The following is a 26,559-nucleotide window of genomic DNA, read 5'->3' on the forward strand; positions in this document are numbered from 1 at the left end:
TCCCTTATAATCTACAGGATCTACCCAAATGCTTATCTTTAAAGTCCTATAGGTCATTAGTCTTTAGCTACAGTTTCTTTTACTACTTCCGGCTGCTCTGAATCTAATGAAATACCTTCCGAGGCTTGTTCTTCATCCTCTTCCAAGTCTCTCATTTCAATTTCTTTTTCATCACCTGAAAGGATTTTTACATCCATTCCTAAGCTTTGAAGCTCTTTGATTAATACTTTGAACGATTCAGGAACACCTGGTTCAGGAACGTTTTCACCTTTAACGATGGCTTCGTACGTTTTCACACGTCCTACCACATCATCTGATTTAACAGTTAAAATCTCTTGAAGTGTATAAGCAGCACCATATGCTTCAAGTGCCCATACTTCCATCTCTCCGAAACGCTGTCCACCGAATTGAGCTTTACCACCCAATGGTTGTTGTGTAACAAGAGAATATGGTCCAGTTGAACGAGCATGCAACTTATCGTCAACCATGTGGGCAAGCTTGATCATGTACATGATCCCTACTGACACTCGGCTATCAAATGGTTCGCCTGTTCTTCCATCATATAGAACAGTTTTTGCATCCCTTGCCATGCCTGCCTCTTCTAAAGTGCTCCAAACATCTTCCTCACGTGCACCGTCAAATACAGCGGAAGCAACATGAATCCCGAGCGTTCTGGCAGCCATACCTAAGTGAAGCTCTAATACCTGTCCGATATTCATACGGGAAGGTACTCCTAGAGGATTTAACATAATGTCAATCGGTGTGCCATCCGGTAGATACGGCATATCTTCTTCCGGTAAGATACGAGAGATTACCCCTTTGTTACCATGTCGTCCAGCCATTTTATCTCCTTCAGAAATTTTACGCTTCTGAACGATATACGCTCGAACTAATTGGTTCACACCAGGTGGCAGTTCATCTCCGTCTTCACGATTAAATACTTTTACGTCTAGCACGATACCGCCACCACCATGAGGAACTCTTAGTGATGTATCACGTACTTCTCTTGCTTTTTCTCCAAATATTGCATGTAAAAGACGCTCTTCTGCAGTAAGCTCCGTTACACCTTTAGGCGTAACCTTACCTACAAGAAGGTCTCCATCTTTCACTTCTGCACCGACTCTGATAATCCCGCGATCATCCAGATTCTTTAGCGCATCTTCTCCTACGTTTGGAATATCGCGAGTGATTTCTTCTGGTCCAAGCTTCGTATCACGGGCTTCTGACTCATATTCTTCAATATGGATAGAAGTGTATACATCATCTTTTACCAGGCGCTCACTCATGATAATTGCATCCTCGTAGTTGTAACCATCCCATGTCATGAAACCAACCATTACGTTGCGTCCAAGAGCTAGTTCTCCTTTTTCCATAGAAGGTCCATCTGCCAGGATTTCTCCTTTAGTAACTTGATCTCCTACAGAAACGATTGGTCGTTGATTATAGCAGGTACCTTGGTTAGAACGAATAAATTTCTGCATTCTATATTTATCAAGGTTTCCTTTTACAAGTTGACCATCGACTTCTTCCATGCGACGAACTAGAACTTCACGTGCTTCCACGCGTTCAACAACACCAGGGTGGCGACAGATAACAGCCGCACCGGAGTCTTTAGCTGAAACATGCTCCATACCTGTTCCAACAATCGGTGATTCCGGTTGCAATAATGGAACAGCTTGACGTTGCATGTTCGCACCCATAAGAGCACGGTTGGAGTCATCATTTTCCAAGAAAGGAATACATGCTGTTGCAGCAGATACTACCTGTTTTGGGGATACATCCATATAGTCGATTCTTTCGCTTATAACAACCGTGTTCTCTCCACGGAAACGAGCAACCACATTTTCATCAAGGAATGTACCATCTTCGCCTAGGCGAGCATTCGCTTGGGCTACTACATAGTTATCCTCTTCGTCAGCAGTCAAGTAATCAAATTGGTTTGTTACTTTACCTGATTCAGGGTCTACCCTGCGGTAAGGCGTTTCAATAAAACCAAATTTATTTACTTTAGCAAAAGAAGAAAGGGAGTTGATAAGTCCGATGTTTGGTCCCTCTGGTGTCTCAATCGGGCACATACGTCCGTAGTGAGAGTAGTGAACGTCACGAACTTCAAACCCTGCACGTTCACGTGTTAAACCACCAGGTCCAAGTGCAGATAATCTACGTTTATGTGTTAGCTCTGCTAATGGATTGGTTTGATCCATAAATTGAGATAGCTGGGAGCTTCCAAAAAACTCTTTAATAGATGCAATAACCGGACGAATATTGATTAATTGTTGAGGAGTAATCGTGTTCGTGTCCTGAATAGACATTCTTTCACGAACGACACGCTCCATTCTGGATAAACCGATACGGAACTGATTTTGAAGAAGTTCACCAACAGAACGTAAACGGCGGTTACCTAGGTGGTCAATATCATCGGTATCTCCTACACCATGTAAAAGGTTGAAGAAATAACTGATTGAAGCAATAATATCTGATGGAGCAATATGCTTCACTTTTTCATCTATAAACCCATTACCAAGGACCAGAATTTCCTTCTCGCCTTCTGAGTCGTTTGGAGAATAGATTTTAATCGATTGCATCGGCACTTCTTTATCTATCACACCACGTGGATGGAAGGAAGTTAGACCAATACCGTCCTCTATGTTAGGTAAAATCCGGTCTAATGTTCTACGATCTAGTAGAGTACCTTTTTCAACAATAATCTCCCCTGTTTCAGGGTCTACTAAAGTTTCAGCAATGCGCTGGTTGAAAAGTCTATTTTTGATATGAAGCTTTTTATTAATCTTGTATCTTCCAACACTTGCTAAGTCATAACGCTTCGGGTCGAAGAATCTGGATTCTAATAAGCTTTTAGCGTTTTCAACCGTTGGTGGTTCACCAGGGCGTAGACGCTCATATATTTCTAGTAATGCCTTCTCGGAACTTTCTGTGTTATCCTTATCTAAGGTATTTCGCAGGTACTCGTTTTCCCCAAGAAGATCAATAATCTCTTGATCAGATCCAAATCCAAGGGCACGCAAAAGAACCGTTACTGGTAGTTTACGAGTACGATCTATACGAACATATACAACATCTTTTGCATCCGTTTCGTATTCTAACCATGCACCACGGTTTGGAATAACAGTAGCAGAAAAGCCCTTTTTACCATTTTTATCTAATTTCCCGTTATAATACACACTTGGAGAACGAACTAACTGAGAAACGATAACACGTTCTGCACCATTAATAACGAACGTACCAGTATCCGTCATCAATGGGAAATCACCCATAAATACATCCTGGTCTTTTACTTCACCAGTTTCTTTGTTAATGAGACGAACCTTCACACGTAAAGGAGCTGAGTATGTAACATCTCTTTCCTTTGATTCTTCAACGGAATATTTAGGTTCCCCTAAGCTATAGTCGATAAATTCCAACGATAGATTTCCAGTGAAGTCCTCAATAGGAGAAATATCATGAAACATTTCTCTCAAACCTTCATCAAGGAACCATTGGTTAGAAGAGGTTTGAATTTCTATTAGATTTGGTAATTCTAATACTTCACTAATGCGAGCATAACTTCTGCGTTGGCGGTGTCGTCCGTATTGAACTAGTTGACCTGTCAACTGATTCACCCCTCGTATCAAGCATTTATTAAAGCCAAACATAAAAATTTTTCAACATGAAATTCACGTTAAAAAAGAAAAATGGTTCCAATACAGAAAACCACATTTTTTTACAATCGCTCTATTGATTTTACTATCTTTTCCAAGCAAGCTAATTTTATACATAATAAATGCATAAAATTATTATAGCTTAAAAAAATACATATTGGCATTAAACAATGCTACCACAACTCAAATACATCGTCAACCCTTTTTTGATCTAATAATATAGTAGCCTTTTTTCTTCAAAACTACTTCTACTTCCTCGTATAATGTTTCTAACTTCTCTATTGCCGAAGGCGCACCTTGCTTTTTTTGAATGACGATCCATAATTCTCCACCTGGCGCTAAATGGTTCCACGACTTCTCCAAAATTTCATGCACAACTTTTTTACCTGCGCGAATTGGAGGGTTGGAGAGGATTGCAACATAATCAACCTGTTCTACTTTTTCGTAAATATTGCTAGGAAAGATAGTAGTATTAAAAATTTCATTTTTTCTAGCATTTTCTCTAGCAAGCTCAATGGCTCTTTCATTAACATCAATTAAATCTATGTGACGATCTGGAAAAGCCTTAGCAAGAGAAAGGCCGATTGGACCATACCCACATCCGACATCTAATATATTGCCGGCTACATGAGGCACTTTAAACTCTTCTATTAGAAGTCTAGATCCAAAGTCTACTTCCTTTTTCGAAAAAACCCCTGCGTCTGTAGTAAAAGAAATGGCGTTACCTTTTAACTCAAAGACCCAATGTTGACGATTACTTTCTACAGAAGGTTTGTTTGTATAATAATGATCTGCCATACTAATTCTCCTTATTAGAAAAGTGTATAGCGTAAGGGAATGATAGCAGCCCCTTCGCATAAAGCTTACTTAACTAAAACTTCCTATTCTAATAGCTCCGTTAGCAAGCTTAGAAAAAACAGTAAACAATCAATAGACGATTAAATAGTTGAAAAAAGCTCGCTATTCAATAGCGAGCTTTCCATATTGCATGTATTACTTAACAGTTACAGATGCGCCAACTTCTTCAAGTTTGCCTTTGATCTCTTCTGCTTCTTCTTTAGCAACGCCTTCTTTAACAGCTTTAGGAGCGTTATCTACTACTTCTTTAGCTTCTTTCAATCCAAGACCAGTGATTTCGCGAACCACTTTGATTACCTTGATTTTTTGTCCGCCAGCGGAATCAAGTACTACGTCAAATTCAGTTTGCTCAGCTTCAGCTTCAGCAGCTACAGCACCTGCAGCTACAGGAGCAGCAGCAGTTACACCAAATTCTTCTTCAATTGCTTTTACTAGGTCGTTTAATTCTAAAACAGTCATGTTTTTTACTGCATCAATGATTTGTTCGTGTGTCATTGTTATTTTCCTCCTTAATAATGTGTAAGTTTATTTTGTTCATACTTAACTTGCTAAATTGAAATTAAGCGCCTTGCTCTTCTTTTTGTTCTGCAACTGCTTTTGTAACAAGAGCGAAGTTGCGGATTGGAGCTTGAAGTACACTAAGCAACATGGAAAGTAAACCTTCGCGTGATGGAAGTTCAGCAAGAGCTTTCACTTGTTCAACTGAAGCTACATTTCCTTCGATGACACCAGCTTTGATTTCTAATGCTTCATGCTTTTTAGCGAAGTCATTTAAAATTTTAGCAGGAGCTACAACATCTTCAGTAGAGAATGCGATAGCGTTAGGTCCTGTTAGTGCATCGTTTAATCCGTTTAGCTCTGCTGCTTCTGCAGCACGGCGAGTTAGAGAGTTTTTGTAAACTTTAAACTCAACACCAGCTTCACGTAGTTGCTTACGAAGTTCTGTTACCTCCGCTACATTAAGTCCACGGTAGTCTACTACGATAGTAGAAACCGATCCGCGGAATTTCTCAGCGATTTCTCCAACAACTTCTTTCTTTAATTCAACTGCTTTGCTCATCGTTACACCTCCTATAAAGTTAGTTACTACTTATACCGACCGGTGTACATAAAGAATGCCTCCATGTTAGATGGAGGCAGAAATTTTTCGTTTAAAAGCCCGGAAGCCTTTTATCGTAAAATTTACACCTCGGTAGGAAATTAAGCTCAAGTCTTGAGCACCTACTGTCTACGGTACAAACAATATTTATTTTATAAACACAACGATTATTGTAACCGTTTAGTTATCTTATGTCAATATGTTAGTTTTTTACAGCAGCGAAAGTAGAAGCATCCACTTTTACTCCAGGTCCCATTGTAGAAGTAACCGCTAGGTTCTTCATGAATGTTCCTTTAGCAGCAGCTGGTTTAGCTTTTAATAACGTTTCGTAGATTGTACCGAAGTTTTCTGCAAGCTTTGCGTCATCAAAAGAAACCTTACCGATTGGAACGTGAATGTTACCGGATTTATCAAGACGGTATTCAACTTTACCTGCTTTAATTTCGTTAACAGCTTTCGTTACATCAAACGTTACAGTTCCAGTTTTAGGGTTTGGCATTAAACCTTTAGGTCCTAATACACGACCAAGTTTACCAACTTCACCCATCATGTCTGGTGTAGCTACGATTACGTCGAAATCGAACCAACCTTGGCTGATTTTTTGAATCATATCTGCATCTCCAACATAGTCAGCTCCAGCAGCTTCCGCTTCTTTCGCTTTGTCGCCTTTAGCAAAAACTAAAACTTTTTGAGTTTTACCAGTACCATGCGGAAGCACTACTGCTCCACGGATTTGCTGGTCGTTTTTACGAGGGTCAACTCCAAGACGGAATGCAACTTCTACAGTAGCGTCGAACTTCGCTGTGTTTGTTTTCTTTACCAATTCGATTGCTTCTGTTACAGAGTAAGCCGTTGTACGGTCTACAATCTTAGAAGCTTCGATGTACTTTTTACCTCTTTTAGCCATTTTAAACGTCCTCCTTATGTGGTTTTAGCGGAATAACCTCCCACGAATAAAGGTTGCGAATTGGCAAGAAACCGAATCCGCAACCCTGAACAGCAGTTAAATCAAAAGCGATGGGATTAGTCTTCGATAGTGATACCCATGCTACGAGCAGTACCTTCAACCATGCGCATTGCAGCTTCTACACTAGCAGCGTTAAGGTCTGGCATTTTCGTCTCCGCAATTTCGCGTACTTTATCACGCTTAACTGTTGCAACTTTATTACGATTTGGTTCACCAGAACCAGACTCAATACCAGCTGCTTTTTTAAGTAAAACTGCAGCAGGTGGAGTTTTAGTAATAAATGTAAATGAACGGTCTTCAAAAACCGTAATTTCAACAGGGATTATTAATCCAGCTTGATCTGCTGTACGAGCATTAAACTCTTTACAGAAACCCATGATGTTAACACCTGCTTGACCTAATGCTGGTCCAACTGGTGGTGCTGGGTTAGCTTTCGCTGCTGGAATTTGTAGCTTTACCAATTTGATAACTTTTTTAGCCACGAGACACACCTCCTTAAGTCCGTGATGTGGTATCTGGGATTTCTCCCTCCCACTCAACTCATTCTTTATATGTGAAATAAAGAACATTTTTTTATTATTAGTCTCTTTTCAAAGACATACTGACCTTTGAAATAATATCACTTTTCCAAAACTATTTCAAGTTTTTTTACATTATAATTTTTCTATCTGTGTAAAATCGAGTTCCACCGGGGTTTCCCTGCCGAACATATTAACTAAAACTTTTACTTTTTGCTTGTCTTTATCAAGCTCATCAATATGTCCGGTAAAGTTTGCGAAAGGACCTTCTTTCACTTTTACCGTTTCTTTTAATTCGAACTCAAACTCTACTTGCTTCTCTTCCATACCCATTCTCTTTAAGATAAATTGAATCTCGTCATCTAATAGAGGAGTTGGCTTGGAGCCGGAACCACTGGACCCGACAAAACCGGTTACTCCAGGTGTGTTACGAACAACGTACCAAGAGTCATCTGTCATAACGATTTCTACAAGCACGTAACCTGGGAATACTTTTTTCTTTGTTACTTTCTTCTTGCCATTTTTAAAATCAGTTTCTTCTTCTTCTGGAACTACAACACGGAAAATCTTGTCCTGCATTCCCATCGATTCTACTCTTTTTTCTAAGTTCGCTTTAACTTTATTCTCGTATCCGGAATAAGTATGAACGACGTACCAGCTTTTCTCCATTTATATGGACTCCCTGTCCGTCCCTCCCCTAAATTGAATTATTTTTTAAGGCTTTTTTCTTAAAGATTGCATTGTATCCCGCAAAAAATCGGCCTTTGGATTTCCTACTGTTATCACTAACAGAGCTTACACTAAAGAAAACTCTTCTGATTTTCTCCAAATGAAAAAACCCGTTGAACGGGTTTTTGGTAAACTGTATTATTCACATTATACCATGATATATCGTGGCTTATTCAAGTATAAAAAGAATAAGTGCGAAATTTATCGTATTACAAAACGAATAAGCTCGGAAATACCAAGATCTATAACATAGAAGAACACTGCAACAAAAATAACTGTCGATACCACTGTAATTGTATAGCGAGTCAATTCTTTACGTTTTGGCCAGGTGACCTTTTTCATTTCGCGGTTTACACCACGAAAGAAGTTTATTAAACGTTGCATACAAGTAACCTCCAACCCTTGAAATACTAATCTATTTTGTCTCCCGATGAACGGTATGAGCATTACAAACCTTACAAAACTTCTTAATTTCCAACCGCTCGCTGCCTTGGTTTTTACTTTTCACAGTGGAATAGTTACGAGATCCACATTGCCCGCAAGCAAGCACTAATTTACTCTGCATAAGTACACCACCACTAAATAATCATAGATGTCCCTAAAAATGTAACATAGATGTAACAAAAATGTCAATGTCAAGTCATAAGCTCGGGACACTTGATTATGAACAGGCAAAAGATAGGGTTATAAAGTTATCTCGCGTAACTCTAGATATCTCTCTAACTTTCTTTTCACTCGTTGCAAGGCGTTATCGATGGATTTTACATGCCGGTTTAAATCTTCTGAAATTTCCTGATAGGAACGTCCATCCAGATAAAGAGCGAGAACCTTTCGTTCAAGATCGCTCAGCAATTCTGCCATCTTTAATTCAATATCATCAAATTCCTCTTGATTAATAATCAGCGCTTCTGGATCCATTACTTTTGCTCCAGATATGACGTCCATTAACGTACGATCTGATTCTTCATCATAAATAGGCTTGTCCAGTGAAACGTAGGAATTAAGTGGAATATGTTTCTGTCTCGTTGCTGTTTTAATCGCTGTAATGATTTGGCGTGTAATACATAACTCCGCAAACGCCTTAAAGGAGGTAAGCTTGTCCTCTTTAAAGTCACGGATGGCCTTATATAGCCCAATCATTCCTTCTTGCACAATATCCTCGCGATCTGCACCAATGAGAAAATAGGATCTAGCCTTCGCTCTTACGAAGTTTTTATACTTGTTGATTAGATAGTCTAGCGCTTCACTATCACCTAAATGTACTTGCTCAACTACTTGATCATCTTCCATTAACTCTAAAACCCTGCTAGTTTTTCTTGGGTCGCTCACTATCACACCTATCCCTCCGACCGAAACAGTAGATAGAAATATTATACAGTAGGCTTAAATTGAACGTCAACCACTCATCTTTCTCCTCGACGCCATTTTTCGAATATTGCAGTAACTTCCGTATCTAGTTCAATGCGTTTTGACGGCTTTTTATTGGTGAAATTTGTCACTCTTTTTTTTATTCTGAGTTCGATTGCAGTTGTTTCTTCAAGCAATTCTCTTGCTGACTTGCGAAGTGCCCCTTGCCCGAAAATAGCCCATTGTTCCGTATAATCTGATGTGGCGACATGAATTTGTGTTTTGATATTATTTAAACTGATTGCTAGTTTTTCAATTCGCTCATCTGCGGTTTCATTTTCTCTTGTATAAATTACTTCCACACGATGGTTTTTATATTTTGTTTCTATGCCTTGGGAAAGGTGGGCATCAAAGATTACTAGAACCTGAAAGCCTGTATACGCTTGGTATTCTGCCATTTTGGAAACAAGGATATCGCGTGCCAAAGCCAGGTCCTGATCCTTCAGCTTCCTTAACTCCGGCCACGCTCCTATAATGTTATACCCATCAACAAGCAAGATATCCATTTCTTCTTATTCTCCAGCCGGCTGTCTTTTACGGAGAACCTCATACATTAACAGGCTGGCAGCCACGGAAGCATTCAAAGAAGTAACTTTCCCAACCATCGGCAAGGAGACCAGAAAATCACATTTATCTTTTAAAAGTCTTGCCATCCCCTTGCCTTCACTACCTATAATTAGACCCGTTGGTAAGGTACCATCCATATTGCGGTAGTCAACCGTTCCTTTTGCATCTGTTCCAAATATCCAAAGACCCTTCTCTTTGAGCTCGTCCACTGTACGGGAAAGGTTTGTTACTCTTACTACCGGTATATGCTCGATTGCGCCGGTAGAGGCCTTAGCTACAGTAGCAGTCAGCCCTACTGCTCTCCGCTTTGGTATAATAATTCCATGCGCCCCTACTGCGTCTGCGGTTCGCATGATAGATCCAAGGTTATGAGGGTCCTCTATTTCATCAAGTATTAGGATAAACGGAGTTTCGTTTCTCTTTTCTGCAAGAAGAAAAAGATCTTCTAGCTCTGCATAGTCATATGCTGCTACAGAAGCAACTACTCCTTGATGATTTCCTTCTGCCATCTGATCGATTTTTTTCTTAGGCACAAACTGAACCAAAACATTTGCTTCTTTTGCAAGATTTATCAGCTGTTGCATCGAGCCTTTCTGTGACCCTTCAGCAATCCAAAGCTTATTAATTTCCCGCTTTGATTTTAATGCTTCTAGTACCGTGTTTCTTCCAATGATAAATTCCTTAGACACGACTACTCACCTCTCTCTTCATCCACAATTTTAATGCAATCTCTAATAATCTGTTCCATTCTATCCGTTGCATCACAAAGATATAAAAACCCTAGCAATGCTTCAAAAGCTGTTGAATAACGGTACGTTTGAACATCCGTGTTTTTTGGGACTGTTCCGGACTTTGCGTTACGGCCCCGTCTGATTACCGCTTCTTCCTCTTCTGAAAAATAGCCTTGTTCCGCTAACTGATGTAACAATTTTGCTTGGGATTTAGCAGAAACGTAATGAGTTGCGGAACGATGTAATTGATTTGGTCTTATTTTTCCAAGCTTTAATAGATGATGGCGAATATAGGTTTCATATACTGCATCCCCCATATAAGCAAGAGCCAAGCTATTTAATTGCTTTGCATCGATATTCTTCGTGCTCATCTCGCTTCAGTTAGCCTCTTTTCCATCTAGTACCTTGAGCTGTATCCTCTAAGATAATATTTTTTTCTTTAAGGTCATCACGGATTTGATCTGCTAAGGCAAAGTCGCGATTCTTTCTGGCATCAATACGCTTTTGAATAAGCTCTTCAATTTCTTCTTCCAGCAGATCTTCTTCTGTCAACGCCACACCTAGCACACCAAAAAGCTCTTCAAACTGAGTGAGAAACGCTTGAAGCACTTTTTCCGAAGTGTTCTTTTCGCTCACATAAAGATTTGCTTGTTTTGCCATATCAAACAAAACAGATATCCCATTTGCTGTATTAAAATCATCGTCCATCACGTTAATAAATTCAGTTTGAAACCCTTCTACCTCTTGCAGCCATTTAGCATCTTCTGTTTCAGAAGTCAGGTTAGCACTGCTCGCCAATCGGTGTTTCAAATTAGCATAGGACGTGCGGATTCTCTCTAAACCATTATTGGTATTTTCCAAAAGCTCATCATTATAATTGATAGGATGACGATAATGAACAGATAGCATAAAGAATCGTAGCAACTGTGGATCATGCTTCTTTATGATGTCATGAACCAAAATGAAGTTCCCTAAGGACTTAGACATTTTTTCATTATCAATATTAATATACCCGTTATGCAGCCAATATTTCGCAAACGTTTTACCTGTAAGCGCCTCAGACTGAGCAATCTCGTTTTCATGATGTGGAAACGATAGATCCTGACCACCAGCATGAATATCAATGGTATCTCCTAAATACTTGCGTGCCATGGCGGAGCACTCAATATGCCACCCTGGACGTCCTTTTCCCCAAGGGCTATCCCATGAGATCTCACCTTCTTTGGCTGCTTTCCACAAGACAAAATCTAAAGCGTCCTGCTTTTTCTCTCCTACCTCAATTCTTGTGCCTAACTTTAAGTCCTCAATGGGCTGATGCGAAAGCTTACCGTACTCTTTGAATTCACGCGTTCGATAATACACATCGCCACCAGACTCATATGCATACCCTTTTTCTATCAGTGCTTCAATAAATTCTAATATAATATCCATACTCTCTGTTACTCTCGGATGAACCGTTGCCTTCTTGCATCCTAGGGCAGTCACATCCTCATGGTACGCTGCAATAAAACGTTCCGCGATAGTTGGAACATCTTCCCCTAACTCTTTGGCCGCTTTAATAAGCTTATCATCTACATCTGTGAAGTTAGAAACATAGTTCACTTCATAGCCACGATATTCTAAATATCTTCTCACCGTATCAAATACGATAGGGGGTCTTGCGTTTCCTATATGAATATAATTGTAAACTGTCGGTCCACACACATACATTTTTACCTTGCCCTCTTCAAGCGGGACAAACTTTTCCTTCTTGCGCGTTAACGAATTATAAAGATGAATGGTCATCTGAGTTCTTCCTCCCTTTTAAAAGTAATAGCTCCTGTTGCAATACTGCTACCTGTTTTTCTAATTCTATAAAGCGGTCTCCTGTAGGATCAGGCATATTCTGGTGATTAAAATCCTTCACCTTTACTCCATTTTGAACAACAATCTTCCCTGGAATCCCAACAACAGTCGAGTTTTCAGGTACATCTTTTAACACAACTGAACCAGCACCAATCTTTGAGTTCTCTCCAACTGTAATTGAGCCTAGGACCTTAGCTCCTGTTGCAATTAATGCATTATCTAAAATGGTAGGATGTCGTTTTCCTTTTTCTTTTCCAGTACCACCTAAAGTGACTCCTTGAAAGACAGTAACATTATTCCCTATTTCACATGTTTCACCGATAACGACACCCATTCCATGATCGATAAAAAAACGACGACCAATTTTAGCTCCCGGGTGTATTTCAATGCCAGTGAAAAATCGACTAACTTGAGATATTATCCTAGCAATAAAAAATAATTTCATGTTAAAAAACGCGTGTGCTAACCGATGCGACCAGATGGCATGTAAGCCGGAATAGGTTAAAATGACTTCAATATAACTCCGGGCCGCAGGATCTTGCTCAAAAATGATATCTATATCTTCCTTTAATGTGCGAAACATCCACTTTCCTCCTTTCTTTTTTGAGCTTAACGAAAGGCTGTGTTAACCACCGTTGTCGCTTTCCGCGCAACGAATGCGGGGCCTATTCGAGTCTCCCTCTTCTCTCCTACCTTCAGCTGGTGAAGTACCTTTAACATAACCGAAATTAAAAAAGTCTCTGTGTCAAATGACACAGAGACGCTTATGGCGCGGTTCCACTCTGTTTAGAATACACTTAAAAAGTGATATCCCACTCTTCCTCATAACGGGAGGTTACCGCTATTACTTACTAAGCATTTACACGCCGTTTAGCAATAGACTCTGAGGTGCACTTCAAAGAATTTATCACATGAATCGTTTTCAGCCAGCCGACGATTCTCTCTAAAAAGGATAAACTTCTTCTACTCTCCTCTTCTACATTCAGTATTAACCTATAAAAGTTTTAAACGGGACATCCATGTACCGCATTTCTTACTATCATATTATGTTTTGATGAAAATGTTAATTAATTAGCTTCTCTAATCTTGCAATTACGGTTTCCTTACCTAACAAATGAATTGCTTGCGGCAAGTCTGGACCATGAGTTTGGCCTGTTGTCGCAACGCGGACTGGCATAAAGAGTTTCTTCCCTTTATGGCCCGTTGCTTTTTGAACAGCTTTGATAGAGCTTTTAATACTATCTGCTGAAAAATCCTCTAATGCCAGTAGTTCTTCTTTAAAAGCAACCATTACTTCTGGAACCTGCTCTTCGTTTAACACCTCTTGTGCTTCCTCTGTATACTCAATATGAGTTTTGAAGAATAGCTCCGTTAGCTCGACAATCTCCGCACCAAAGCTCAATTTCTCTTGGTAAAGCGCAATAAGTTCTGCCGCCCATTGCTTTTCTTCTTCCGTCATCGTTTCCGTAAATCTGCCTGCTTTAATTAGATGTGGCATGGCTAGCTCTACCACTGTTTCTACGTCCTGCTTCTTTATATACTGATTATTCATCCAGGTTAATTTTTGTGTATCAAAAACTGCTGGTGATTTGGAAAGGCGGTCTGCATCAAATATTTCAATAAATTCATCTTTAGAAAATATTTCTTCTTCCCCAACAGGTGACCAGCCCAGCAAGGTGATAAAATTGAATAAAGTTTGGGGCAGATACCCTAATTCTTTATATTGTTCAATAAATTGTATGATCGATTCATCGCGCTTACTTAGCTTTTTCTTGCTCTCATTTACAATCAATGTCATATGACCAAATGTAGGGATTTCCCAACCTAACGCATTAAAAATTAAAATTTGTTTAGGTGTGTTAGTGATATGATCGTCACCACGAAGCACGTGAGATATCTTCATCAAATGGTCGTCTACTGCAACAGCAAAGTTGTAGGTCGGAATGCCATCTTTTTTTACAATAACAAAATCACCAATTCCGTCCGACTCAAATGATACATCGCCTTTCACCATATCATGGAACTTAATTTCTTTTCCTTCAGGCACACGAAAGCGAATGCTAGGCTTTCTTCCATCATTTTCGAATGAAGCCTGTTCTTCAGCGGTAAGGTTTCGATGTTGACCAGAATAACGGGGCATTTCACCACGCGCAATCTGCCCTTCTCTTTCCGCTTCTAATTCCTCTTCCGTACAGTAGCATTTATAAGCAAGACCCTTTTCAAGAAGCTCGTTATAGTACTTACTGTAGATTTCATTACGATCTGATTGACGGTACGGGCCATATTCTCCGCCCACATCGACGCTTTCATCCCATTCTATACCTAGCCATTTTAAATATTTAAGCTGGCTTTCTTCGCCACCTTCGATATTACGTTTTTTGTCTGTATCTTCAATGCGAATAATAAATTTGCCATTATTGCTCCGGGCAAAAAGATAGTTAAATAATGCTGTCCGGGCATTTCCTATATGTAAGTGTCCTGTTGGACTAGGGGCATAACGTACGCGAACTGTCATTGTATGGTTACCTCCAAATTTTCCGTCATGCCTTCGAAATGATGACGGCGCATTTTCAAAATCCAAGCATTATTTTATCACAAAATAGACTAAAAGTACTTATATCTTAAATAATGCCTACTTTGAGAATAGGTTGGGTAGTGGTATAACTCTCTGCTTATTTCCGTTTTAGGTGTACGCTACCTAGCTAATTTTAATTAATAGAACAGCTGCTTGTGAAGCTATCCCCTCTTCTCTTCCAGTAAAGCCTAGCTTTTCTGTTGTGGTTGCTTTGACATTTACTTGATCCACATTTGCTTCTAGCAGTTCTGCAATTCTTTGTTGCATCGCTCCTATATGTGGTGCCATTTTGGGCCTTTGAGCAATAATCGTACAATCCACATTTCCTAGCTTATAGCCTTTTTGCTTTACAATTTCCCACACCCTCTTCATTAAAACGGCAGAATCTGCATTTTTAAAGGCTGGGTCGGTATCGGGGAAGTGTTTCCCAATGTCTCCTTCACCAATTGCACCTAAACAGGCATCAGATATGGTATGCAATAAAACGTCTGCATCCGAATGGCCTAATAAGCCCTTTTCATAAGGGATGGTAACGCCACCGAGAATTAATGGTCTACCTTCTGCAAATTGATGTACATCAAATCCTTGTCCTATTCGAAACATAGAGGTTCTCCTTTGTGGGCTTATTTTTCTAATATAGCATTTGCAATAAGCAAATCCTCAGGTGTTGTTAATTTGATATTCTCATAATCACCTTCTACAATATATACCGGAACATTGAGGCGCTCTACCAAACTTGCTTCGTCTGTTCCCATGTACTCTTCCTTTTTGGCCTGGTGGTGGGCCTGCATTAAAATATCATACTGGAAAGCTTGTGGTGTTTGAATAACCCAAAGACTAGCTCGTTCGACCGTTTCCTCCACCATATTATTGGATACTCGTTTAATTGTATCTTTGACAGGAACTCCTACAATCGCAGCTCCTTCCCGCTTGGCTCTGTCAACTAAACGATGAATCACACTTTGCGCTATGAATGGTCGTGCCCCGTCATGTACAAGGACAATCTCGGAATCTTTCACCGCTCTTAACCCATTATACACGCTATCTTGCCGTTCTTTTCCGCCTAGTATCATTTCTTCAATTTTAGAGATAGGATATTTCGCTAGTAGAGATTCAAATACCATTCTTTCTTTTTCATTGATCACTAATTTAATTTGTTCACATAAAGGATCGTTTTCGAAAACCGTTAAAGTATGAACAATAACCGGCTTTCCTGCTAGCTCGATAAATTGCTTATTCTTTCCGGCCTTCATTCGTTTCCCCTGTCCAGCTGCTAAGACAATTACTTGATACTTCATGTATAACTCTCCCATATGGAAATCTATGCTAAAATAACTTTTACCCTCTTAGCACATCGCTTGAGAGGGTAGTTTTTTTATAGTCGGAGTTGAGCAAGCCGATTACGTTGTTTCTCTTAAAGGGCGGCTCTTTCTAGTTGTTTGGGCTTGGCAAAAATCATTCGTCCGGCAGAGGTTTGGAGAACACTTGTTACTAGTACCTCTATATGCTTTCCGATATAATCGCGTCCTTCTTCCACAACGATCATTGTACCATCATCTAAATAAGCCACACCTTGATTATGCTCTTTTCCATCTTTGATTACTTGAACTGTCAGTTCTTCTCCCGGAAGAACGACAGGCTTTACGGCATTTGCCAGGTCATTAATATTTAGTACTTCCACACTTTGCAACTCACATACTTTATTTAAATTAAAGTCATTAGTAACGACAACACCCGAGGTTAACTTAGCCAACTTTACCAGTTTGCTGTCCACCTCCTGAATGTCTTCAAAATTACCTTCATAAATTTCCACTTTGATTGCCAGTTCTTTTTGGATACGGTTCAGAATATCTAACCCACGACGCCCTCTGTTCCGTTTCAAAACATCAGACGAGTCCGCTATATGTTGCAGCTCTTCTAGTACAAATCGCGGAATAACGATGGTCCCTTCAAGAAATCCAGTTTGACAAATATCTGCTACTCTACCATCAATAATAACACTTGTATCCAATATCTTTAACTTCTTAGAGGAGAGATCTAGATCCTCTTCATCTACTGCTTTTTTCTTCCCAAATTTTCCTGAGACAGAAAATAAGTTAACAAGCTCATCACGTTTTTTGAAGCCTACCTGAAAACCAAGATACCCTAATAATATCGTAATGAAAATAGGGAATATCGTGCTTACAAATGGAATCTTCTCTAAAGGAATGACCGCTAAATATGCTACAATTAAGCCGAAAATAAGACCCAGGCTGCCAAATAGCACATCTGTTACCGGCGCTTTTACGAGCGACTCTTCTGTCCATTTAATAAACCCGACCACATAATCCACTAACCAAAACGTAAGGATAAAAAATATGATTGCTCCTAGTATCGCAACAGTATAAGGCTTCGTTAGAAATGGGATATCTCCTATATTTAATAGAGAGAATAGTTCCGGGATAAAGAATATCCCCAATGTACCACCCAATATAACAAAAAATAATTGAACCATGCGCCTTAACATTGCCTCACCTCCCTTTATTCATTATAAACAGTTTAAGCTAATTAAAAACGTCAAAACTCTTTTAATTTACATTTGTTAGAAAGCTGACAAATTATCTCTATAATTTTGCCACGTTCACATTAAATCTGGCGGTCAATTAGCAGTTGGTCTTGAATTCTTTTTAGACCTTCTTTTATTTTACGCGCACGTACTTCCCCAATGCCATCTACTTCATCTAACTCTTCTACGGTTGCAAGCAGGATATGTTTCATATTTTTGAATCTACATACCAAATTCTCAATGACAAGAGGGGGGAGTCTAGGAATCTTATGTAATATCCGATACCCTCTTGACAATACAAATTCATCTGGATTGGTAAAACCGGAATACCCAAGCATTTTCAAAATGACCGTGTCATCTAATAGATCGGTGTTAGCTAACTCCTGCAGTCTTTTTAAAATCAAGAAAGCATCCCGTTCCTTATCAACACAATAATCCTTAATAAGCAAAAGGGCCTCTTCTTCAATATGCGCCAAAAGCTCTGTCATTTGTAAACGAATAAGTCTGCCTTCTGTACCTAATTCATTAATATAGCTTATAATTTCATTTTTTATTCTTAGTACCATCTCAATACGGTGAATTACTTGCAATAGCTCAGATAAGGATACTTGCTCTTCAAATTCTAATGCACCTAGATTTGTAATACCCTGGTCTAATACAGACTTGTATTTTTCTAATGTTTGAATCGCTTGATTCGCCTTCGTAAGAATAACTCCAATATCCCGTAATGCATAACGAAAGTCACCTTTATACAGGGTAATCACATTTCTTCTTTGAGAAATAGCGACAACTAAACAGCCTGTTTGCTTGGCAACCCGCTCTGCTGTTCTATGCCTCATCCCTGTTTCGGTTGATAGGATAGTGGATTTTGGAGTTAATTGGGCATTAGCATACAATATTTTTGTACCTTTTTCGTTTAATATTATCGCACCATCCATTTTGGCAAGTTCATATACATAGGCTGGACTAAACGCACAGTTGATGGAAAATCCGCCATCCACTATTTCTTTTACTCTATCGTTAAATCCAACAACAACAAGCCCGCCGGTTTGTGACCGTAGAATATTGTTAATGCCTTCTCTAATGGGCGTTCCCGGAGCAATAAATTGTAAAGTGTCCGCCATTGTGTTTTCTCTCAGCCTTAGATCTTCCATCCCTATCCCCCTAGTGTGTATTGCAGTGCTTGGTCAATGGTAGCTACGCCGATGACATTGACCTCTTTTGGAACGGTCCAACCACCTAAGTTTTTAGAAGGAATAATTACTCGCTTAAATCCAAGCTTCGCCGCTTCCTGTACACGTTGTTCTATACGGGATACTCTCCTGATCTCTCCTGTTAATCCAACCTCGCCAATCACTACATCCGTCGGTTCAGATTTTTGATTTCGGAAGCTAGAAGCAATACTAACTGCAATTGCTAAGTCTATTGCAGGTTCATCCAACTTGACGCCCCCAGCTACTTTTAGATAGGCATCCTGATTTTGCAGTAACAAACCTGCCCGTTTTTCTAAAACAGCCATAATCAATGAAACACGATTATGGTCAATGCCTGTAGCCATCCTTCTCGGGTTTCCGTAGCTCGTCGGAGAAATCAGTGCTTGTATTTCCACCAAGACTGGTCTGGTTCCTTCCATCGAGGCAACGACTGTCGATCCAGCGGCACCTGCCGATCTTTCTTCTAAAAATATTTCTGAAGGGTTTTTTACTTCCTCTAATCCTACCTCTTTCATCTCAAATATTCCGATCTCATTAGTAGATCCAAATCTATTTTTAACAGACCTTAGAATACGGTAAGTATGATGACGCTCTCCTTCAAAATATAGGACAGTATCTACCATGTGCTCCAATAACCGCGGACCGGCTATTGATCCCTCTTTTGTCACATGTCCAACGATAAATACAGCAATATTTTGTGTCTTTGCGATTCTCATTAGCTCAGAAGTACATTCCCTTACTTGTGAAACACTCCCTGGTGCCGATGTTACTGCAGGATGGTAGACCGTTTGTATTGAGTCAATCACTAATAGTGTTGGCTGTACTTCTTCAATTGCCTTGGCCACCAACTCAAAGTCGGTTTCTGATAAGACGAATAACTCATCCGCCTGCACTCCCAATCGATCTGCCCGGAGCTTTGTTTGCTGTACCGACTCTTCTCCTGATATATAGAGAACACGATGCTTTTTCAAGGCAAGTTGACAGCAAATCTGTAGTAATAAAGTAGACTTTCCGATACCAGGGTCTCCACCAATCAAGACTAGTGACCCTTGTACCAATCCGCCTCCAAGCACTCGATTGCATTCTGCCATATCGGTTTGAATCCGCGCTTGCTTTAACTTCTCTACCTTTGTGATGGATTCTGCCTTCCGTACAAGTGTGGATGATGACGTGGTAAAGCCACCTCTTCTTGGTGTTTTAGACTCTTCCATCTCTTCTGTCATCGTATTCCATGTATTACAGCCAGGACACTTTCCCATCCACTTAGGAGATTCATACCCACATTCCTGACAAATAAACTTTGTCTTACGCTTTGCCATTAAATTAATCCTCTCTCTGTTAAAATACCATTGTTTTCCTCTTTTTATGATACCTTATTTTATATGTGACAATCCAATTTTAAGTATCATGAATTAAAATTATAAGTTCTTTTCTTAATCAAGATTGTTGCTAGTAGTTTCTACTTAGTAAAAGCGCAATAATCCATTCGAAAACTGCGAATATATAAGAAAGGAGGCAAAGCTCTTGATTAAAGAGCCTACCTCCACTTATGATTTTGGTTTTTGTCTATAGCTATGTTATACGCCGCTGTTGATTTCCGCAAAAGGCTACGCATTCCACGGGGCGGTGCTGGAGCCTCCTCGTCTATGACTGCGGGGTCGCAAGTATTCCGCTATCTTCCCGTTGGAGTCTCCGCCTTTTGCTCCAATCATCGCTAGAATAGCGTTGTTATCAACAGGCAACTTTAACAGTGCCTTGTCTATAAAACCACTCTCACATCTTGATCATTATTTTACTGTTTCCGTGTCACGAATTACAAACTCTTCTTCCACTACATCCATGACAATCTTTTTCCCTTTTTCAATTGTTCCTTTTAAAAGTTCTTCCGATAACTTATCTTCAACATGCTTCTGAATCGCACGACGCAATGGTCTAGCACCATATTCCGGATCGTATCCTTCTATCGATATTTTTTCTTTTGCTGCATCGGTTAATTCTAAATCGATGTCCTGTTCTTTTAGTCTTGTTGTTAATTGTTCAGATAATAGTGTAACTATTTCTTTTAGATGTGTTTTCTCCAATGAATGGAATACAATCATTTCATCGACACGGTTCAAGAATTCTGGACGAAAAGCCTTTTTGAGCTCTTCCATTACCTTACCCTTCATGTCTTTATAATTTTGATTTTCATCCTGTACATTAAATCCTACATATTTATTGCGTTTTAAGGCATCTGCACCAACGTTGGACGTCATAATGACAAGCGTGTTACGGAAATCCACTGTACGCCCCTTCGAATCTGTTAAGCGCCCATCCTCTAGAACCTGCAATAGAATATTAAATACATCCGGATGCGCTTTTTCAATTTCATCTAATAGGATGACGGAATAAGGTTTTCGGCGAACCTTTTCGGTTAATTGTCCACCCTCATCGTATCCAACATATCCAGGAGGGGAACCTACTAAACGGGAAGTAGAATGCTTCTCCATGTACTCGGACATATCAATACGTATCATTGCATCCTCGTCACCAAAGATGGACTCTGCTAACGCTCTTGCAAGCTCCGTCTTTCCTACCCCTGTTGGTCCTAAGAATATAAAAGAGCCGATTGGACGCTTTGGATCTTTTAGACCAGCACGTGCACGACGAACCGCTTTTGATACTGCCTTTACTGCTTCATCCTGACCTATAACCCTTGAATGAAGAAGCGACTCCATGTTTAGTAGCTTATCTGTTTCAGTTTGCGCAAGCTTTGATACCGGTATTCCAGTCCAACTCGACACGACCATCGCAATATCTTCAACGGTCACTTCCGAATTTTCCTGGCCTTGTTTTTCTTTCCATGTTTTCTTTGTGTCTTCTAATTGTTCCCGTAAGCGTTGCTCTGTATCGCGCAAGGAAGCAGCTTTTTCAAATTCTTGGCTTTGAACGGCGGCATCCTTTTCATTGCGGACAGTTTCCAATTTAACTTCTAATTCTTTCAAATTAGGAGGAGTAGTAAAGGAACGTAAGCGAACCTTTGAACCTGCTTCATCTATTAAGTCAATTGCTTTATCCGGTAGGAATCGATCGGATATATACCGGTCTGAAAGCTTTACTGCCTGTGTGATCGCTTCATCCGTAATGGTTACACGATGATGTGCTTCATAGCGGTCACGTAGACCTGTAAGAATTTGAATAGATTCGTCAGGTGTCGGCTCATCCACTTGAATCGGTTGGAAGCGTCGTTCTAAAGCTGCATCCTTTTCGATATATTTTCGATACTCATCCAGCGTCGTTGCTCCGATACATTGTAGCTCTCCACGAGCAAGGGATGGCTTAAGAATATTGGATGCATCAATGGCACCTTCCGCTCCACCTGCACCTATTAATGTATGAAGTTCATCAATGAATAAAATAATATTTCCTGCTTGGCGAATTTCGTCCATCACTTTCTTTAAACGATCCTCAAACTCACCACGATATTTGGTTCCAGCAACAACCGTTCCCATGTCGAGTGTCATAACGCGTTTATCTCTTAAAATTTCCGGTATTTCATTATTCACAATCTGTTGTGCCAATCCTTCCGCAATTGCCGTTTTCCCAACTCCCGGCTCTCCAATTAATACTGGATTGTTCTTAGTTCGTCGGCTTAACACTTCAATAACACGTTGAATCTCTTTACTACGGCCAATTACTGGATCCAAACTGTCCTCTCTTGCAACTGCAGTGAGATCCCTCGCTAAACTGTCCAAGGTAGGCGTATTCACATTATTCGATGCTCCACCTTGATGTCCGCTTGAGGAATCATTACTGCCAAGAAGCTGTAGGACCTGTTGACGTGCCTTATTCAGGCTTACTCCAAGGTTATTCAGTACTCTTGCTGCTACTCCCTCTCCCTCTCGAATTAATCCTAGTAAGATATGTTCTGTACCCACATAAGAGTGACCAAGTTTTCTGGCTTCATCCATGGAAAGCTCAATTACTTTCTTCGCACGAGGGGTATAGTGAGGAATGGATTGTCCTTTATCCTGCCCCTGACCGATTAGATTTTCTACTTCTTTTTGAATTTTTTCAGGTCCCAGGCCAAGTGCAATCAGTGCTTTTGCAGCGATTCCTTCGCCTTCTCTTACTAAACCAAGAAGAATATGCTCTGTTCCAATATTGTTATGGCTTAATCGCAGTGCTTCTTCCTGTGCTAATGCTAGTACTTTTTGTGCTCTCTCTGTAAATCGTCCGAACATCATATCTATTCGCCTCCCAAGTTTTATCTTTTTAAAAGAAGTCTTTCTCTTATTAAGCTCGCTCTACGGATATCTCGTTCATTTGGCCTTAATGGACCACCAGCATATTGTTGAAGAAAACCTGGCTGAGTCAAAATCATCAACTCATTCAGTATGGACTTTGAAATATTCTCGATATATCCCAAATCAATTCCTAGTCTTACATCTGAGAGGCATTTGGCCGCTTCCTTTGTTTCAATAACACGGCTGTTTGCCAATATCCCATAGGAGCGATACACTCTGTCTTCTAATTGTATGTTTGAAGTTTTAACTAATGCTTCCCTCGCTGACCTCTCCTGCGCTATAAGCTGCTGCACGACACTAAGTAAATCATTCACAATGTCCTCTTCTGATTTTCCTAAAGTTAATTGGTTAGAGATTTGAAATATGTTTCCTAAAGCTTCGCTACCTTCCCCATAAATACCTCTAACTACTAAACCTAATTGATTAATTGCAGGAATAATCCGGTTTATTTGCTGTGTAAGAACAAGGGCAGGAAGATGCATCATTACCGATGCACGTAGTCCTGACCCTACATTTGTCGGACAGCTTGTTAAGTATCCTCTTTTTTCATCAAAGGCGTAGTCTATTTTTTCTTCTATCCAATCGTCCAATGAATTGGCGATTTTCAATGCTTCCGTTAACTGTAGTCCTGGATATAAACATTGAATCCGGATATGGTCTTCTTCATTTATCATAATGCTAACTTCTTCATTAGGTGATAGTAAACATGCTCCATAGTTGGAATCTTCAGCGAGCTGAGGGCTTATCAAGTGTTTTTCGACTAACACCCTCTTTTCAAGTGAATTTAACTCTTCCATCACAAGAAACTCCAAAATACCTAACTCCTGAAATGTCCGCTCGGAACATTGGTCTTTCATGACTTCCACAATTGCCTTTGCTTCCTCGTTGCTATTAGTAGTAGGAAATTGCATTTGTTCCATATTTCTGGCAAGTCTCACTCTGCTGCTCAAGACAATATCAGAATCTGGACCCTCTTGTTTCATCCATGAACTAACTGCATTATTTAAAAAGTGTTCAAGAGACATTTATTGCTCCCCCTCTCTTTTGTCACTTAGTTTCTTATCTAACTCTCTAATCTTATCTCTTATATTCGCCGCGCTTTCAAACTCTTCCTGTATGATGAGTTCTTGTAATTCATGTTTTAGCGACTCTATTTCTTTTCTTACATGCATACTTCCACCGATTCTCTTAGGAATCTTTCCTGAGTGAATCGTATTTCCGCTATGAAACCTTTTTAAAATCGGCTGTATTCTATCTTCAAAAGCCCGATAACATTCCGAACAGCCAAATCGACCAATCTTGGTAAATTGAGGAAATGTCATTTTACATCTCTCACATTGAAGAACCTTCTCTTCTTTAAATCCTTCAGCCTTTGCAGCAGAAATCGGATTATCGGTATTTAACAGCCCTGCAATCAGATTATTAAGCGAAAAACCCGATCCTCCTGAGAACATAAACAGATTTCCTTTTTCCTGTGCACAATGTTCACAAATATGGACCTCTGACTTTTCTCCATTCACTATTTTTGTAAAATGTAATGCTGCGGGACGCTCTTTACATTCCTGACACACCATCATATCTCCCCCTTAACGGTACTTGAGAGTCGTAAGCATCGCGACAAGCATTCGTGCTCTCAGCTCATCTCTCTCTGGTAATCCTAAATAGATAACCGAACGATCCATCACACTTACCATTATCTTCGCCTCTCGAGCAGAGATCACCTTCTCCTCTACTAAACGAAAAACAACATCCTCTGCACTTGTTTGGGAAACCCTTCCATCGATCAACACAATAAGTTGATCGATAAGCTGGATGTGATCATGGGGCTTTATTTTAATAATACGTATGTAACCTCCACCACCACGTTTACTTTCTACCACATATCCTCGCTCTATCGTAAACCTTGTGTTAATTACATAATTTATCTGAGAGGGTACACATTCAAACTTATCAGCAATCTCACTCCGCTTTATCTCTGCTGAATTCTCTCTACTACGCTCTAATATCTGTTTTAAATATTGTTCAATGACATCAGATATGTTTCTCATGCTATCCCCCAATCTGACCTTGACTATCTTTGACTATAATTAAAATATATAAGACCTTAAATAATTTTTCAATAAATATTACTCACAAGAACAGAATTCCACTTTTGACAGTTTGATAAACATCAAAAGGTCAAATTATACAAAAGAATTTTCCCCTGTCCAAATCTCCCCTTCTTTTTATTAAATTATGACAAATAGCTAATAACATAAAAAGTTCATAATCTTCGTATGACCAGCTTTACCAAAAAAAGGAGTGGCAAGGGTTTTTTTAGTTGGGCCTGGTATACCCGGCTCTGTGCCCGGTGTGCCCCGCCTCCTCCCACTTGGCATAACGTACCATCAGATTAAAAGGAAACTGAAAAGGAAGATCATATTCTATACAAAGAATGATTAACACTTAACTTGTTGAAATTATTTAGTCAGGTAATTTTGCATTAGTTATTGCGAGTAGAATTGCAGAATGAGGGATTTGAATTACAGATACATTTTTTAATGAAACCTTACTGGGGGTTATAGCATAAAAAAAACTGTGGTAAGTATACTAATTGGGGCAATCATTTGAAGTTTTTTAGCTTATTTTTTTTCTAGATTACAAAGATTGGAGTTCCACCATTACGGATCTTGATGGCACTCATAAGGTAAATGAGTTAGATATGTATTTTGTTTTTAATGCAGGACTATTTATTCCTGCGGCAAGCATCCTTGTATTTGTACTTTCGGCAATAGTAGAAAACAAAACGAAGAAAAGCATAAGTCATTACATCATAACAGTGACTGTTGCTTTTCCGTAAGTGGCGATATCCTGTTACAATCGTTACTGTCGTGCTCCTTTCTTGGTCCAAGTTAAAAATTCTCTTCCTGTTGGGTGAAATGTTCAGTAAAAAATCCAAAAACCGATTTTTTCGGGGCTTGTTGCAACAATCTTTAAGAAGGCTCTGTTAAAGATGAGTGTTGATAATATTACTACTCCAGCTAATGATTGGATGAAAAGACGGAGACTCTAGCCCCGCCCCATGGAATTCGTAGCCTTTTGCGGAAATCAACAGCGGCGTTTAACACAGCCTTTTAAACAAGAAATCGAATCATTTTACGAGCATATGGTGAAATAGAGTTGATTTTTCTACACTACTTGGTAAAAAGGTGGGTTACAGCACTTATTTATCCTACTTTTNTTAAACAAGAAATCGAATCATTTTACGAGCATATGGTGAAATAGAGTTGATTTTTCTACACTACTTGGTAAAAAGGTGGGTTACAGCACTTATTTATCCTACTTTTCTTTATTCATCTAACAACTTTTCCTATTCCATCTAACATTTTTCTCTTTTTATCTAACAGCCTTGGACTATTCATCTAGCAATTATCCTATTTCATCTAACAACATTCGCTATTCAACTAACAACTCTCATTTTTTACCATAGGAAATTAAAGAGTCTATAATTCATCCGACTTGTTCCGCCCCACTTCTTCTCAGTTCCTTAATTTAGCCCCAGAAACACAAAAAAAGACCA

26 protein-coding genes and 2 other annotated features are annotated in these 26,559 nt (G+C 39.6%); of the genes, 1 reads left to right on the forward strand and 25 read right to left on the reverse strand.

The genetic code is table 11. From position 1 onward, the window contains the following. Positions 1-56 precede the first annotated feature (56 nt). The 25 genes from rpoB to K9B36_RS15480 form a co-directional block, all read right to left on the reverse strand. Positions 57-3,611, reverse strand: a complete 3,555-nt coding sequence (gene rpoB, locus K9B36_RS15360) for a DNA-directed RNA polymerase subunit beta (protein ID WP_223703241.1) — start codon at positions 3,609-3,611, stop codon at positions 57-59. A 243-nt stretch (positions 3,612-3,854) separates the two neighbouring features. Next, the gene (locus K9B36_RS15365; protein ID WP_223703243.1) at positions 3,855-4,457 is read right to left on the reverse strand and encodes a class I SAM-dependent methyltransferase; all 603 of its coding nucleotides are present in this window, start codon (positions 4,455-4,457) and stop codon (positions 3,855-3,857) included. A gap of 195 nt (positions 4,458-4,652) precedes the next feature. Beyond that, positions 4,653-5,012 (reverse strand): 50S ribosomal protein L7/L12, encoded by a 360-nt coding sequence (gene rplL, locus K9B36_RS15370; protein WP_223703244.1) that lies wholly within the window; start codon positions 5,010-5,012, stop codon positions 4,653-4,655. Between the two features lie 64 nt (positions 5,013-5,076). After that, on the reverse strand, positions 5,077-5,577 hold the full coding sequence (rplJ, locus tag K9B36_RS15375; protein WP_223703245.1) for a 50S ribosomal protein L10: 501 nt from the start codon (positions 5,575-5,577) through the stop codon (positions 5,077-5,079). A gap of 42 nt (positions 5,578-5,619) precedes the next feature. Beyond that, positions 5,620-5,769 (reverse strand) — a sequence feature (ribosomal protein L10 leader region). Between the two features lie 49 nt (positions 5,770-5,818). Continuing rightward, positions 5,819-6,523 carry a 50S ribosomal protein L1 gene (gene rplA / locus K9B36_RS15380; RefSeq protein WP_223703246.1) on the reverse strand — a complete coding sequence of 235 codons (705 nt, stop codon included), beginning with the start codon at positions 6,521-6,523 and terminating at the stop codon, positions 5,819-5,821. 116 nt (positions 6,524-6,639) lie between these two features. Then, on the reverse strand, positions 6,640-7,065 hold the full coding sequence (gene rplK / locus K9B36_RS15385; protein ID WP_156515538.1) for a 50S ribosomal protein L11: 426 nt from the start codon (positions 7,063-7,065) through the stop codon (positions 6,640-6,642). 171 nt (positions 7,066-7,236) lie between these two features. Then, complete coding sequence (gene nusG, locus K9B36_RS15390; protein ID WP_223703247.1) at positions 7,237-7,770, reverse strand: transcription termination/antitermination protein NusG; 534 nt, start codon at positions 7,768-7,770, stop codon at positions 7,237-7,239. Positions 7,771-8,031: 261 nt separating this feature from the next. Beyond that, positions 8,032-8,214 (reverse strand): preprotein translocase subunit SecE, encoded by a 183-nt coding sequence (gene secE, locus K9B36_RS15395; RefSeq protein WP_223703248.1) that lies wholly within the window; start codon positions 8,212-8,214, stop codon positions 8,032-8,034. Between the two features lie 31 nt (positions 8,215-8,245). Next, positions 8,246-8,395 (reverse strand): 50S ribosomal protein L33, encoded by a 150-nt coding sequence (rpmG, locus tag K9B36_RS15400; protein WP_223703249.1) that lies wholly within the window; start codon positions 8,393-8,395, stop codon positions 8,246-8,248. 119 nt (positions 8,396-8,514) lie between these two features. After that, positions 8,515-9,120: an RNA polymerase sporulation sigma factor SigH gene (gene sigH, locus K9B36_RS15405; RefSeq protein ID WP_263399398.1), complete on the reverse strand. Its 606-nt coding sequence runs from the start codon at positions 9,118-9,120 to the stop codon at positions 8,515-8,517. Between the two features lie 113 nt (positions 9,121-9,233). Next, the gene (locus K9B36_RS15410; RefSeq protein ID WP_223703253.1) at positions 9,234-9,743 is read right to left on the reverse strand and encodes an NYN domain-containing protein; all 510 of its coding nucleotides are present in this window, start codon (positions 9,741-9,743) and stop codon (positions 9,234-9,236) included. 6 nt (positions 9,744-9,749) lie between these two features. Next, positions 9,750-10,493, reverse strand: coding sequence for a 23S rRNA (guanosine(2251)-2'-O)-methyltransferase RlmB (gene rlmB, locus K9B36_RS15415; protein ID WP_223703254.1), 744 nt, complete (start codon positions 10,491-10,493; stop codon positions 9,750-9,752). A gap of 2 nt (positions 10,494-10,495) precedes the next feature. Then, a complete protein-coding gene (locus K9B36_RS15420) occupies positions 10,496-10,906 on the reverse strand; it encodes a Mini-ribonuclease 3 (RefSeq protein ID WP_223703255.1) in 411 nt (136 codons plus the stop codon). Positions 10,907-10,916: 10 nt separating this feature from the next. Further along, positions 10,917-12,320 (reverse strand): cysteine--tRNA ligase, encoded by a 1,404-nt coding sequence (gene cysS, locus K9B36_RS15425; RefSeq protein ID WP_223703256.1) that lies wholly within the window; start codon positions 12,318-12,320, stop codon positions 10,917-10,919. Continuing rightward, positions 12,301-12,963 carry a serine O-acetyltransferase gene (gene cysE, locus K9B36_RS15430; RefSeq protein WP_223703257.1) on the reverse strand — a complete coding sequence of 221 codons (663 nt, stop codon included), beginning with the start codon at positions 12,961-12,963 and terminating at the stop codon, positions 12,301-12,303. The genes cysS and cysE overlap by 20 nt, the downstream gene beginning before the upstream one ends. Before the next feature lie 170 nt (positions 12,964-13,133). After that, positions 13,134-13,368: a binding site (T-box leader), on the reverse strand. 75 nt (positions 13,369-13,443) lie between these two features. Continuing rightward, positions 13,444-14,895, reverse strand: coding sequence for a glutamate--tRNA ligase (gene gltX, locus K9B36_RS15435; RefSeq protein ID WP_223703258.1), 1,452 nt, complete (start codon positions 14,893-14,895; stop codon positions 13,444-13,446). Positions 14,896-15,078: 183 nt separating this feature from the next. After that, a complete protein-coding gene (gene ispF, locus K9B36_RS15440) occupies positions 15,079-15,558 on the reverse strand; it encodes a 2-C-methyl-D-erythritol 2,4-cyclodiphosphate synthase (RefSeq protein WP_223703259.1) in 480 nt (159 codons plus the stop codon). Positions 15,559-15,578: 20 nt separating this feature from the next. Then, on the reverse strand, positions 15,579-16,253 hold the full coding sequence (gene ispD, locus K9B36_RS15445; protein WP_223703260.1) for a 2-C-methyl-D-erythritol 4-phosphate cytidylyltransferase: 675 nt from the start codon (positions 16,251-16,253) through the stop codon (positions 15,579-15,581). Between the two features lie 116 nt (positions 16,254-16,369). After that, complete coding sequence (locus K9B36_RS15450) at positions 16,370-17,461, reverse strand: PIN/TRAM domain-containing protein (protein WP_223703261.1); 1,092 nt, start codon at positions 17,459-17,461, stop codon at positions 16,370-16,372. Positions 17,462-17,580: 119 nt separating this feature from the next. Then, positions 17,581-18,654, reverse strand: coding sequence for a DNA integrity scanning diadenylate cyclase DisA (gene disA / locus K9B36_RS15455; protein ID WP_223703263.1), 1,074 nt, complete (start codon positions 18,652-18,654; stop codon positions 17,581-17,583). A 2-nt stretch (positions 18,655-18,656) separates the two neighbouring features. Then, on the reverse strand, positions 18,657-20,033 hold the full coding sequence (radA, locus tag K9B36_RS15460; RefSeq protein ID WP_223703265.1) for a DNA repair protein RadA: 1,377 nt from the start codon (positions 20,031-20,033) through the stop codon (positions 18,657-18,659). 468 nt (positions 20,034-20,501) lie between these two features. Beyond that, positions 20,502-22,940 carry an ATP-dependent protease ATP-binding subunit ClpC gene (gene clpC, locus K9B36_RS15465; protein WP_223703267.1) on the reverse strand — a complete coding sequence of 813 codons (2,439 nt, stop codon included), beginning with the start codon at positions 22,938-22,940 and terminating at the stop codon, positions 20,502-20,504. Positions 22,941-22,960: 20 nt separating this feature from the next. Further along, positions 22,961-24,025, reverse strand: a complete 1,065-nt coding sequence (locus K9B36_RS15470) for a protein arginine kinase (RefSeq protein WP_223703269.1) — start codon at positions 24,023-24,025, stop codon at positions 22,961-22,963. Further along, positions 24,026-24,574, reverse strand: a complete 549-nt coding sequence (locus K9B36_RS15475; protein WP_223703275.1) for a UvrB/UvrC motif-containing protein — start codon at positions 24,572-24,574, stop codon at positions 24,026-24,028. It lies immediately after the preceding gene. Between the two features lie 12 nt (positions 24,575-24,586). Continuing rightward, positions 24,587-25,048: a CtsR family transcriptional regulator gene (locus tag K9B36_RS15480; RefSeq protein WP_223703271.1), complete on the reverse strand. Its 462-nt coding sequence runs from the start codon at positions 25,046-25,048 to the stop codon at positions 24,587-24,589. A 653-nt stretch (positions 25,049-25,701) separates the two neighbouring features. Between K9B36_RS15480 and K9B36_RS15485 the strand changes: the two genes are divergently transcribed. After that, entirely contained in the window at positions 25,702-25,839 is a 138-nt protein-coding gene (locus K9B36_RS15485; RefSeq protein WP_223703273.1) for a hypothetical protein, read from the forward strand. The last annotated feature ends 720 nt before the right edge of the window (positions 25,840-26,559 follow it).

Origin of the sequence: Sutcliffiella deserti (assembly GCF_020037475.1) — a bacterium.
GTDB lineage: Bacteria > Bacillota > Bacilli > Bacillales > Bacillaceae_I > Sutcliffiella_A > Sutcliffiella_A deserti.